At 47.5% G+C, this 12,918-nt stretch carries 11 protein-coding genes; all 11 read left to right on the top strand.

Annotation, left to right across the window (positions count from 1 at the left end):
* The 11 genes from buk to K0036_RS12400 all read left to right on the top strand — a co-directional run bounded on the left by buk (position 1) and on the right by K0036_RS12400 (position 12,905).
* A complete protein-coding gene (buk, locus tag K0036_RS12450) occupies positions 1–1,068 on the top strand; it encodes a butyrate kinase (RefSeq protein WP_220429855.1) in 1,068 nt (355 codons plus the stop codon).
* A gap of 18 nt (positions 1,069–1,086) precedes the next feature.
* Positions 1,087–1,629 (top strand): 2-oxoacid:acceptor oxidoreductase family protein, encoded by a 543-nt coding sequence (locus tag K0036_RS12445; protein ID WP_227066329.1) that lies wholly within the window; start codon positions 1,087–1,089, stop codon positions 1,627–1,629.
* Positions 1,630–1,646: 17 nt separating this feature from the next.
* Positions 1,647–1,850, top strand: coding sequence for a 4Fe-4S dicluster domain-containing protein (locus K0036_RS12440; protein WP_220429853.1), 204 nt, complete (start codon positions 1,647–1,649; stop codon positions 1,848–1,850).
* Positions 1,851–1,894: 44 nt separating this feature from the next.
* Complete coding sequence (locus K0036_RS12435) at positions 1,895–2,941, top strand: TRAP transporter substrate-binding protein (RefSeq protein ID WP_220429852.1); 1,047 nt, start codon at positions 1,895–1,897, stop codon at positions 2,939–2,941.
* Between the two features lie 33 nt (positions 2,942–2,974).
* Positions 2,975–3,469 (top strand): TRAP transporter small permease, encoded by a 495-nt coding sequence (locus K0036_RS12430; RefSeq protein WP_025643020.1) that lies wholly within the window; start codon positions 2,975–2,977, stop codon positions 3,467–3,469.
* 38 nt (positions 3,470–3,507) lie between these two features.
* Positions 3,508–4,788: a TRAP transporter large permease gene (locus K0036_RS12425; RefSeq protein ID WP_025643021.1), complete on the top strand. Its 1,281-nt coding sequence runs from the start codon at positions 3,508–3,510 to the stop codon at positions 4,786–4,788.
* 20 nt (positions 4,789–4,808) lie between these two features.
* Positions 4,809–6,134 (top strand): APC family permease, encoded by a 1,326-nt coding sequence (locus K0036_RS12420; RefSeq protein WP_220429851.1) that lies wholly within the window; start codon positions 4,809–4,811, stop codon positions 6,132–6,134.
* A gap of 1 nt (position 6,135) precedes the next feature.
* Positions 6,136–6,810 (top strand): AroM family protein, encoded by a 675-nt coding sequence (locus K0036_RS12415; protein ID WP_220429850.1) that lies wholly within the window; start codon positions 6,136–6,138, stop codon positions 6,808–6,810.
* A 195-nt stretch (positions 6,811–7,005) separates the two neighbouring features.
* A complete protein-coding gene (glmS, locus tag K0036_RS12410; protein ID WP_025643025.1) occupies positions 7,006–8,832 on the top strand; it encodes a glutamine--fructose-6-phosphate transaminase (isomerizing) in 1,827 nt (608 codons plus the stop codon).
* Between the two features lie 47 nt (positions 8,833–8,879).
* Positions 8,880–10,868 (top strand): FUSC family protein, encoded by a 1,989-nt coding sequence (locus K0036_RS12405; protein ID WP_227066258.1) that lies wholly within the window; start codon positions 8,880–8,882, stop codon positions 10,866–10,868.
* A gap of 123 nt (positions 10,869–10,991) precedes the next feature.
* A complete protein-coding gene (locus tag K0036_RS12400; RefSeq protein ID WP_220429849.1) occupies positions 10,992–12,905 on the top strand; it encodes an efflux RND transporter periplasmic adaptor subunit in 1,914 nt (637 codons plus the stop codon).
* Positions 12,906–12,918 lie beyond the last annotated feature (13 nt).

The raw sequence follows: 12,918 nt of genomic DNA, 5'->3' as shown, positions 1-12,918 counted from the left end.
ATGAAGAAACGTATCTTATGTATTAATCCAGGCTCTACCTCCACAAGGATCGCGATTTTTAATGGCCGGGAAATGGAATTTATATCTGGCATAACCCATACGAACGACCTGCTGGAATCATTCGGAAGCGTACAGGGACAACTGGATTATAGGTATCAGATGATTTGCGATATTTTAAAAGAGAAGCAGGAAGACTTAGAAGAACTGGATGCGGTCGTCGGAAGAGGAGGAGCATTGCGGCCGATGGAAGGAGGGATATATTCGGTTAATGCGGATATGCTGGAAGACTGCAGGACAGCGAAATATTCAGAACACCCGGCCAATCTGGGATGCCAGCTGGCATTAAGGTTCGCGCAGGAATACAAAGTGCCATGCTATGTGGTGGACCCTCCTTTGATCGACGAATTTGATGAGGTTGCCCGTCTGTCAGGATATAAAGACATTAAGAGAAGAAGTGCATTTCATGCATTAAATGAGAAGATAGTCGCACGTTATATTGCCGGTGAACTGGGCAAAGAATTGAAGGATATTAATGTCATTACCGTGCATCTGGGAAGCGGAATCTCTGTAACAGCGCAGAAACACGGAAGGTGTGTGGATAACACGTTTGGGTCCGGTGGCGACGGCCCTTTCTCCCCGGAGAGATGCGGAAGACTTCCGGTACTGGAACTGTTAAAGTATCTGGAACAGAGGAAAGAAACGGATATAAAGAAGTTTTTTACAAAAGCAAGCGGGCTGGTCTCATATCTTGGCACGAATGACGTACTGGAAATTGAAAAGCGGATGGGAAATGGAGATCAGGAAGCCAGGAACGCATTGGATGGAATGTGCTATATGGTCGCAAAGGAAGTGGCGGCTTATGCGACCATATGCGAATGGAATCTGGATGCAATAGGAATCACAGGGGCAATTGCCAAGAGCAAATATATTACAAGCAGCTTGAAGCGCGCTATCGAATTCATTGCCCCCGTCTATGTGTACCCGGGAGAATTTGAAATGGAAGGGCTGGCCATGGGAGGGGTAAGAGCGCTGGAAGGAACGGAACAGATAAAACAATACATAAAGTAATGAGGTGATAATGTGAAAATGTTGGAAAAAATATTGTTCGCCGGATTCGGGGGACAAGGAATTCTATCCATAGGAAAGATATTGGCAGATGCGTGCGTTGAGAATCATCTGGAGGCATCCTGGCTTCCTTCCTACGGGCCTGAAATGAGAGGAGGAACATGCAACTGCCTGGTGGTGACATCCAATGAGAAGATACTAAGCCCGTACTTTCTAGAGCCGACCAATGCGATCATTATGAACCAGGCATCTTTGAATAAATTCCTGGATAATTTGAAGAGTGCCAAAATGGTAGTCGTAAATACTTCTTTAGTTCATTTGACGGAAGAGCAGAAGTCGATATTAAAGAATGTAATGATCATAGAAGTAGATGCCACAGACATTGCAATTCGTCTGGGTTCCGTCAAATGCGCCAATATGGTGATGCTGGGAGCCTACGCGAAACACAGCAGCGCCCTTGACTTAGAACGGCTAAAACTAAGCGTAGTGAGAAAATTTGATACAAAGCCAAAAGTCGTGGAGATGAATCAGCAAGCGCTAAATGAGGGATATAAGATCGCATAAGTGGAAGGAGGGAGAAAATGGCATATGTAAAAGTAGACCCAAGTTATTGCAAAGGATGCCAAAGATGCATGGAAGTATGCAGGCAGAATTGTCTGAGCCTGTCCGGCCTTAGCAACTCGAGCGGCTATGATTATGTGGAGTTTAAAGAGAGAACACAGTGCATAGGCTGTGGATTATGCTATATAGTATGCCCAGATGTAGCGATTACGGTGTACAAGTAACAGCAGCGCAATGAATATGGAGGAAAACATATGAAAAAAAGTTAATGAGCGTAACGATAATTGTAGTAATGGTAATGTCGCTGTTGATTGGGTGTAACGGAAACAAAGATAAGGATGCTTCCGGAGGTGGCGGAGGAAAAGACGCGAAAGCGGATGCGGGCCGGTCAGCCGTATGGAAGGTCTCTGCAATAGGAAGTGAGACGAATCCTACTACGCAAGGATGGTACATATTTGAAAAAGAGATTGAGAAGCGCCTGGATAATGTGGACGTGCAGGTGTTCATTAATGGGCAGCTGGGAACCAGCGCCGACCAGTGTATCGGGGGAATGCAAAATGGGATTATCCAGTTCAGTGACATTTCCGTAGGAAATGTGGCGGAATATACATCGGCTTTTCTGCCATTGGATGCCCCATTCTTGTTCGAGGACAGGGATACGGCGCTGTCCACCGTGGACGGAGAAGCCGGGAAGGCTATGGCGGAGCAATATCTGAAAGACACGGATATTAAACTTCTTGGATATTGGGATTATGGCTTCCGTAACGTGACTAACAGCAAGAAGCCAATCAAAGGCGCCGCGGATTTCTCGGGACTTAAAATCCGTACCTTAAATAATAACGTGTATCTGGATATGCTGACATGTCTTGGGGCAAACCCCTCGACGATGGCTTATGCAGAGGTATTTACCGGCCTTCAGCAAGGAACCATAGATGGTCAGGAGAATCCTAACAGTACGATTGTGGATGCGAAGTTTTATGAAGTACAGAAATACCTGACGCTGACGGAGCATGTATATGGATTCCTGGGACTGCACATGGGCAATTCTTTTTATGAGGGATTAAATGAAGAAGAGAAAAAAGCGGTAGAAGAAAGCGCGCAGATCGCAATCGAGCAGCAGCGCGAAATCTGCAATAAGGCGAATGAGGATGCGCTTGCGACGATTAAAGACGCAGGAGTCGAAGTTACGGAATTGTCGGCAGACCAGAAGGCGGAGATGCGCAAAGAAACATCTTCTGTTTGGGATACCATCGCTGACAAGTGTGGCAAGGACCTGTTTAAAAAGGTAGTTAAGGCAGCTGGCCAGGAATATTAATTCCAGGCCAGGCTAGCCTGGAGAGGAGCGCTTATGAAAACAGTAAGGTGGCTGGATGAGCATTTGGAAGAATATATGGTAGTTATCCTGACTTCCATAATGACGATCCTATTATTCCTTCAGGTACTGTTCCGTTTCGTCCTGAATCTGCCTCTTGCCTGGGTGGAGGAGATCAGCCTTTATTCCATGGTCTGGCTGTGCTATTTTGGGTGCAGTTTGGCAATTAAGAAAAGAGAGCATCTTAAGATGGAGATTATCACAAACTTTTTGAGGCCCAAGGCCAAAAAGGTATTTGACTTGATATCCCTTGTACTGTTCTTTGCGTTTGCTGTATTTGTGCTATATCATGTGACACTCCTTACAGCAGATATTTTACAGAGGGGACAGGTTACGGCAGTGCTGGAGATTCCAAAGTGGATTCCTTATGCAGGAGTGCCGGTGGCATTTCTTCTGATGCTGATACGGATGATACAGGATTTCGTACGTACAATTAGCGAAATGAAAGAACTTGGCCAGGAAGAGGCATAAACCTTTAAAGAGGCTAAGGGAAGAGAGAGGAGGCTCATATGGAAGTTGGCTTGCTAATGGGGCTATTTGTCCTATTTATGTGCCTGAGCGTGCCAATTGGAGTGTCAATCGGCCTGTCAATAATTATTACCTTAATTATTACGCCGGTTACTTCATTAGCATTTGTTGGGCAGACGATGGTTACCAGCATGGTTAGTTTTCCTTTGCTTGCGGTTCCATTCTTCATGCTTGCCGGATCGGTCATGGAGACAGGAGGACTGTCAAAGCGTCTGATTGCGGTGGGAGAAGAACTAGTTGGCCGTTTTACCGGCGGCCTGGCAATCGTAACAATTGTGACGTGTCTGTTTTTCGGCGCGATTTCTGGTTCTGCGCCTGCAACGGTGGCTGCGATCGGGACAATTATGATCCCGGCTATGGTGGACAAGCATTATTCTAAGGAATACTCTACCGGACTGTCGGCAGTGTCCGGCGGCCTGGGAGTCATTATACCGCCCAGTATTCCGTTTGTATTCTATGGCTTGTCGACAAATCAGTCGATCGGGACCTTGTTCATGGCAGGCATTGTACCAGGATTTTTAATCGCCATGCTGCTGATCCTGGTATCCAGCGTAATCTGTAGAAAACGTGGATATAAGGGAAATGGAAAGGCATTTAGCTTAAAGAATCTGTTAAAAGCCATCTGGGATGCAAAATGGGCATTGCTGGTGCCTGTGATCATCCTCGGAGGCATATACGGAGGCGTATTTACGCCTACGGAAGCCGCTGTTGTGGCCGTAGTCTATGGCATTTTTGTAGGGAAATTTGTTTACAAGGAACTAAAGTTTAAGGATCTGCCAAAGATTTTTATAAAAAACGGCGTATTATTTGGGGCTGTTGCCATCACCATTGCAACAGCGACAGCCCTGGGGACCGTATTTTCGATGCTGCAGGTGCCGGCACAGATAGCGACTGGAATCCAGATGATCTCTACAAACAAGTATGTCATTCTGCTGATCATTAATCTGTTCCTGCTGGTTGTAGGCATGTGTATGGATGTAGGAGCGGCCATTCTTATTTTGGCACCGGTGCTATACCAGGTTATCCTGCCACTGGGAATCGATCCGATTCATTTTGGCGTCATTATGACCATTAACCTTGCAATTGGAATGGTTACGCCGCCTGTGGCGATTAATCTGTTTGTGGCTTCCAGCATCTCCGGGCTGTCGATCAATAAGATAGCCCGGGAGGCAATCCCATTTATTGTCGCATTCCTGATTGGACTTGCCTTTATTGTACTGATCCCCGAGATATCCTTATGGCTGCCGGGCGTATTTCAGTAAGAGGAAGCGAGGGAATCAGATTGGGAAAAGAAAAACAAAAGAAATTAACGACTCTTGATGGATGGGCGATGGGAACAGGAGCAATGATAGGGGCAACCGTTTTCGTTGCAAGCGGGCTGATGGCAGGCGTGGCCGGTCCGGCATCTTCCTTATCTTTCGTTATAGCGGCAGCAGTCACACTGATTATTGCAAGTTGCTACTGCGAGATTAGTTCGGCATTTCCCCGTTCAGGAGGCGCCTATATCTATCCTAAGGAAACGATGGGAAAGGCAGGGGAGTCTGTATCCTTTCTTACGGGATGGGCCTTTTACGGGGGGCAGGGACTAGGCTCGGCAGTATTGGCACTGACGTGTGCCTTTTATGTAGAGTGGACGCTGAATCTGATTGGAGTAGGACTTCCGGTTGGGACAAATGTATTTGCAATTCTGACGATACTGGTATTTGGAATTGCAAATATGATAGATACTCGACTTGGCAACGCGATCCAGCTGGTATCTACTTTTGCAGTCATTGCAGCCTTGCTTATTTTCATCATATGGGGAGGGGCGAATGTAGATAGAAAACTGCTGACTCCGTTTATGCCAAAAGGATTTGGCTCGGTCTTATCGGCTGCGACCCTATGTTGGGCAACTTATGGGGGCTGGTCTGCCATCCCCAATATGTCCAGCGAATTCAGAAATCCTGCCAAGGATGTGCCAAGGAGCATGATCCTATCCCTGGTTACTTGCGGGGTAACCTTTGGAATCATAGGGGTGGTTATGAATGGCCTGATGCCTTATGCGCAATTAGCCAAAGAAAGCGCGCCTCTTGCGGCTGCGGCTGCGACATTTACTTCCAAAGGCGCATTGATTATAGCGATGGGCGGGATTTTTGCTGCAGTCTCAACTTTGAATGGCTTAATGATGAGTGGCTCCAGAATGATATATGCAATGGGAAAGGAAGGTTCTCTGCCTAAGATGCTTGGAAAAGTAAATCCAAGGAGCGGCACGCCTGTGACTGCCTTAGGCGTAACGATGCTGGGAATGCTGTTTCTAGCCTGGACAGGACTGGTAAGCATAATATTACAAATGGTTGCGTTTGTTACGGCATTTTCCTGGGTGATCTCCTGCCTGTGCATCTTTGCCTTGAGGAAAAACCGTCCGGAGGTAGTTCCGGCATTCCATGTACCTTTTTATCCGGTGACTCCGGTAATTGCCATTATCCTCAGCATCTTTATGGTGACAAGAATGGATGGAAAGGCAATACTGATCGGAACCGCCTGGATCATAATCGGCTTTATAGTATACTGCCTGTTTCATAAGACTGGACTTAAAAGATTCTGCGTAATCAAAAAGGAAGAGGGATAAGATGAAGAAAAAAGTTTCATTTGTAACGGTTGGCCATTCGCCCAGAGAAGATATTATGGATGAATTACAGAGCCATCTATCGGAGGAAATTGAAGTACGCCAGTTAGGAGCGCTGGATAGTCTAAGCATCAGGGAAGTAAAAGATCATTTGACGCCGGTGCCCAAAGAAGCAGTTATGACATCAAGACTGTCAAATGGCGAGATGATGGACTTTTCGAAAGAGAAAGTCATGCCGCTGCTTCTTCAGGCAATCCGCAGAGAGGAAGAGGAAGGCGTGGCAATGATTGTAATATTGTGTACCAACGTATCTGACAGGCTGCATAGCCGCGTGCCAATTATTGTTCCTTTTGATCTTCTACATAAGATGACGGCAGCGGTGAGGTCAGACTGCAGGGTAGGCGCATTATTCCCATTTAGACAGTTCGCAGAGCAAATGAAAGAAAGCTGGATTAGAGATGGCGTGGATGTCACTTACGAATGTATGGCTCCAAAAGAACTGGACAGGGGAAGGTACCTGGATTTCTTTAAAAAACAAAGGGCAGATATGCTGGTTTTAGACTGTATTAGCTATACTTATGAATGCAGGGATTATTTTGTCCGGAATCTGGGAATTCCGGTGATACACCCCAGGACGGTTATTGTCAGTACAATTCACGATATGTTGGGAATAGGTTAGATATATGCATATGTCCCCCAGATATTTTGCATATTTTATCAATTACTTTGCTTGGGATAGGGCGCTTTACCGCGTCCTATCTTTTCATTTATTTCAAGGCTTTTATTTACATATCCTTAATAGTTTGCTACAATACAGGATGAAAATGCAAAAAAAGTGGTAATTTGTGCAAATACAAGGCAAGGAGTAGAAAACATGTGTGGAATAGTAGGATACATAGGCAACCAGCAGGCAGCGCCGATTCTTTTGGACGGTTTATCCAAACTGGAATACAGAGGGTATGATTCGTCCGGTATCGCTGTCTATAATGGAAATGAGATTGACATGGTAAAGTCCAAGGGCCGGCTGAAAGTGTTAAATGAGCTGACCCATGACGGGGCAACCCTTCCAGGCACTCTGGGAATCGGACATACGCGATGGGCGACCCACGGATCACCGTCTGATATCAATGCGCATCCACACTTTAACAAGGATAAAAGCATTGTGGTAGTGCACAATGGAATTATTGAGAATTACCTGAAGTTAAAGAAAAAGTTAGAAAGTCATGGTTATGAATTCGTATCGGAGACGGACACAGAGGTGATCGCCCATCTTCTGGACTATTATTATCATGGTAATCCGCTGCAGGCAGTGACGAAAATCATGCACCGGATGGAGGGGTCCTATGCTTTGGGAATTATTTTCCAGGATCATCCGGGAGAATTATATGCCGTCCGCAAGGATAGCCCGCTGATCGTAGGACATACGGACGGGGGAAGCATTTTGGCGTCAGATGTCCCGGCAGTCCTTAAGTATACCAGAGACGTATTCTTTATTGAGAATGAAGAGATCGTTCGCATGACGGAAGATTCCATGGAGTTTTTCAATGTGGATGAAGAGCCTATAGAAAAGCAGGCTACCCGTATCGAGTGGGACGTGAATGCAGCGGAAAAGGGCGGATATGAGCACTTCATGCTGAAGGAGATGTATGAGCAGCCAAAAGCCATCACAGATACATTTTCCCCGAGGATCAAGGAGGGGAAGATCGTGATCGAGGAACTGGGGATGACGGATGAGGAGATTCTGAAGATCCAAAAGATCCAGATCGTGGCCTGTGGCTCTGCCTCCCATACCGGATATACCAGCAAATATATATTTGAAGGACTGGCACGGATTCCGGTGGAAGTAGATGTTGCTTCTGAATTCCGCTACCGGGATCCGATTCTGGATGAACATACGCTGGTCATCGTGATCAGCCAGTCCGGGGAGACTGCGGATACGCTGGCAGCCTTGCGCGAGTCTAAGGAAAAGGGCGCAAGGGTCCTTGGGATCGTAAATGTGGTTGGAAGTTCCATTGCAAGGGAAGCAGACAATGTCATGTATACCTGGGCAGGACCTGAGATTGCGGTTGCCACGACCAAGGCATACTCCGCGCAGTTGATCGCGCTCTATCTTCTGGCAATGAAGTTTGCCCATGTTAAAGGGATGCTAGACGAGGCAGGCCTTGCAGGAATGCTGGAAGATCTGAAGGCCATTCCTGCACAGGTGGAGATGCTGCTCAATAATAAGGTGAATATCCAGAAGTTTGCCAACCGTTATCTGGCAGCGAGGGATGTGTTCTTTATCGGACGTGGAATCGACCATGCCATCTCTATGGAAGGATCTTTGAAGTTAAAGGAGATATCCTATATCCATTCTGAGGCATACGCGGCAGGAGAATTAAAGCATGGCACCATCTCCCTGGTGGAGGACGGCACGCTGGTAGCATCCGTGCTGACCCAGAAGGATTTATATAAGAAGATGATCAGCAATATGGAAGAAGTGCGTACCCGGGGTGCCTTCGTCATGGCGGTGACCACGGAGGGCAATACGGAGGTGGAGCGTGCCGCCGATTATGTCATCTACATTCCGGAGACAAACAAATACTTTACCAACTCGCTGGCCATTATTCCGCTGCAGCTTTTTGCGTATTATATTGCGGTGGGACGCGGCTGTGATGTAGATAAGCCGAGAAATCTGGCAAAGTCGGTTACGGTAGAGTAGTAAAAATTCTATAACGGCCGACATAGAAAGAACTGGAGGGATGGCTGTTGAGCAAGTTAAAGAAAGAGCTGCTGCTGATGGGAAGAAAATGGGCGGATGCGTTTCCGACCATTTTCGTATCCATCTTTTTATTCCTGACAATCTACCGGATATTTGGCATAACCCAGATTATCCTGGTATCATTCCTTACGCTATTATTCCGGATCAGAAGCAGCAAGGGGTTCGATATATGGGAACTGCTCCGGTGCTATCTAATTCAGCTTGTCTTATTTATCGTGGCATATCTTGCGACGCTCAATCTGGTTTTCTGTATTATTTTGAATCTTGTCGTCCCATTTCTTCTGGTCTTTCTGCTGACAGATAAGTTTAACCCTAAGGCTTACTTTGTATATGGCATGGAGTTTGTGCTTCTGCAGATGGTCCCCATTGCCAGGGGACAGATTCCGGCCAGGCTTCTGGCACTGCTGTATGGCTATTCCTTTGTAACGCTGGCGCTTTTCTTTTATTCCAAGGTGATCAAGAAACGAAGGAATTACGGGACGGTAAGAAAAGGAATCAATAATCTCGCAATACAATTGGAAAAACTGGCGGATGGCCAAAAAGATCCGGCAGATACTTACGAACTCGTCAAGATGATGTACCACATGAACCAGGTGATATATTCCAGCAGGAATTATAATTATCTGGCTACCGGATATGGAAGAATCAATTATTATTTTATGCTGGTCTTCCAGCGTTTCCGTTATTTTGTGGAAAATGTCCTGGATGATGCCAGCCTTGGGAGCGAACAAAATCAGTCATATTTCCGTAAACTAAGCGGCGTATTCTATGAGATAGAAAAGGAAATCAATCAGTCTGATAACAGCGCTTTGGCCCGCAAGGTACAGAAAATCCTGGCAGAAGAAAGCCTGGACAGCGAAAGAGTGAATGAAGGGATGATGAAGATCCTGAGACTGCTGTCTTTTGCCCTTTTGAAGATGACCGAGGTCAGCAAGAACAGATCGGAAAAGGAGTGGAAGATTCCAGACATCACCCATAAGATCAAAGGGGCTAAAGGCCAGTTTCATCTGAGCCAGTTTCATATCCGCTTTGCTCTAAGACTTTCAATTGTCCTATGCATTACCTTTTCTTTCTGCAGGGCAACCAATCTGGAACACAGCTATTGGTACCCAATGAGCGCGTTTTTGATGCTGATGCCGTATTCGGAAGAGAGCGTCATGAAGATCAATAACAGGGTGATTGGAACGGTCGGGGGATTATTTGTCACGTTTTTCCTGACAGGGATATTCAAGTCCCTGAATGCCCATATTGTGATTCTGCTGATTATGACCTGCCTGATGTATGCGGCGCCGGCTACGTCATGGACGATGAGCATGTACAGCACCTGCTATGGGCTGTCGCTTACGACTTTGAGCCTTCCGCAGGGGGAGGCCATCGAACTTCGGCTGGTATATGTGCTTGCGGCCGTGGCTACCGTACTGCTGGCCAACCGGTTCATTCTGCCCAATACGGCCAAGGAAGAATTCCTGAAAAGCGTGAATGCGCTGCTGGATATCGATGAGGCAATGGTGCGGGAAGTAAGAAAAAGCATGGCCTGCCAGAGCGATCGGAATATGCTGCGGGAACTGATGGTGCAGTTTAATCTGGCATCAGAGGATATAGAAAACTATATAAAACGGAATATGAATAAGGAGGAACAGGAATTCTACCAACAGTTCCTTCCTCTGAACCGCCGCCTGGTGACGGAGATTGAGCAGATTGATTCATATATTCGGGAGAATAAGGCGCCTTTGGAGGGCAATATTATCCTGAATGAGATTTTAAGAAACATTGAGCGGGCATTTAAGAAGATTCGGAAAAGTTATACGAAGAAGGAATTGAGCAGTTCTATCATGACGGGAATGGAAGAAAAGACCTATGGATCCATGGATGATGCTCTGTATTTTAATAACTTGGCGCTGAACTGCCTGGAAACGACGAATAACATAGTGGCCTTGCTTAATCAGAATATTCAGGGGCAGGAAGATGAGGAATAGAACGGATTATTCCTCATCTTTTATTTTCACATATCTTTCACAGTTCTCACACAGAATCCTCTTAATTTTCCTATAGAATAAACGGAGTCAGTAACAGGAAAATTGCGGAAACAGGAGGAAATCATGGAAAATCAAGGATCAGCAAAAAGAGGCATCCAGAATACGGTTCGTTTGCTACGAAAAAAGAGATCATTCTGGGCTGCCGTTGTGATTGCCACCGTGCTGGTGGCAGCGTTGATCGTGGGATTGATCGCGCGGGCAAGAGGAGGCAGTGCAAAGGAGGCGGAGATAACGGTACAGTCGGCAGAGGCCGCGAAGGGGAGCATCAGCACTACGGTGGTAGGAACAGGAACGCTGGCAGGCGGGGCCTCCACGGATGTGGTAGTTCCTGCCGGAATCAAGGTAAAGGAGGTGCTGGTGGAAAGCGGCGACATGGTAGAGGCAGGGCAGATTCTTGCCACGCTGGATGAGGCGTCTATTGCCAGTCAGCTGCTGGAAGTGAAAGAAAGCATGGAAGAGGTACAGGAGCAGATGGAGAGCCTGTCGGATGACGCGCAGGATCCTGATTCCACGGAATACCTGGAGGCAAAGGTGCTAAACGGCCAATGGACAGAGTTGAATGAGGTAGAAGCCGCGCTGGAGACATTGCTGGAGACCCAGGCGATTACGGCTGATTGTGCCGGTACGGTTGACGGCGTGAACGTATCAGCTGACACGGAGATTACGCAGAGCAGCGCATCTTCATCCGGAAGCAGCGATTCTGGAAACGCTACCGGCGGTTCTTCCGGCTCTGATGCCGCTACCTCAGGCAATTCCTCCGGCGCAAGCCAGATGTCCGGCAAAAAAAGCGCTACAGGAATCCTCCTACTGTCTGCAGATGTAGGAGAAGAAAGCGCGATGGCGGCATCCGGGGCTGCCATATCCGAGTGCAGTATTGACGTGGAAGCGCCAAAAGCAGGAAGCAAGCCGCAGACAAAGATTGAAGATACAGACCGATATAAGGGGACGATCTCCTGGAACTGCACGACGGACACGTTTCAGGAGAATACGGTATATACGGCAACCATCAAGCTGACTGCCAAGGAAGGATATGCGTTTTCCTCCAGCATTCTGCCAGAAGTAAAGGGAGCGGATGTTACAAGCGAGGTGATTACAAGCGATGCGGGCGAGAGCTTCCTGCAGGTGAAAGCGAAGTTTGCAAAGACAGGGGCAAGCGTAGATAGCGGAAACAGCCAGACAAATGGACAGTCAGGAAATACGGCCCAGGGATCCGTATCAGGAGATTCCGGCGGGAATCTGGCATCCGGGTCGTCGGGAGCATCCGCATCCGGAACCGGCAGCGCCTCATCTGGCGGATCCTCTGGCGACGGCGGCAGCGCCTCATCTGAGATTTCGTACAGCGTCTATGAAGCGGCTGCGTTTACCATTGCTTCCAATGAAGAGGTGACGGTTTCCATCAATGTAGATGAACTGGATATTCTATCCGTGGCTGAAGGTCAGACGGCTGCCGTCACTCTGGACGCCCTTGAGGGGGAGACGTTTGAAGGGACGATTACCTATGTGGCGGGAACGGCATCTTCTGGCAGCAGCAGCGCAAAATATCCGGTGAAGATTACCCTTAAGAAGACAGAAGATATGAAGCTGGGTATGAGCGCATCTGCAACCATTCATATTGATGAATCGGAAGACGCTGTGCTGATCCCTGTCAATGCGCTCCAGGAAAAGGGCGACAGCGCCTTCGTATATACTGGGCAGGATTCCGATGGAAATCTGACCGACAAGGTGGAAGTGGAGACTGGATTATCGGACGGAAGCCAGGTAGAGATTATCAGCGGTCTGGAGGAAGGAGACACCGTCTATTACCTGAAAGCGAAGAGCACGGATAGCAGCGAAGGATTCGACATGGCGGGAGGACAGGAGAAGGCCATGCCAGATGGAGAAGGATTTGGAGGAGAGATGCCAGATGGCATGCAGATGCCGAATGGAAACGCTCCAGGCGGCAGCGGACAAGGAAGCCAGGGAAGACAGTCACAGTAGCGGAGGGCATGAG

This window comes from [Clostridium] scindens (assembly GCF_019597925.1).
In the GTDB taxonomy this organism is placed as follows: Bacteria; Bacillota; Clostridia; order Lachnospirales; family Lachnospiraceae; genus Clostridium_AP.
The sequence above is the reverse complement of the archived record's forward strand: the minus strand, read 5'-3'. Positions and strand labels throughout refer to the sequence as shown.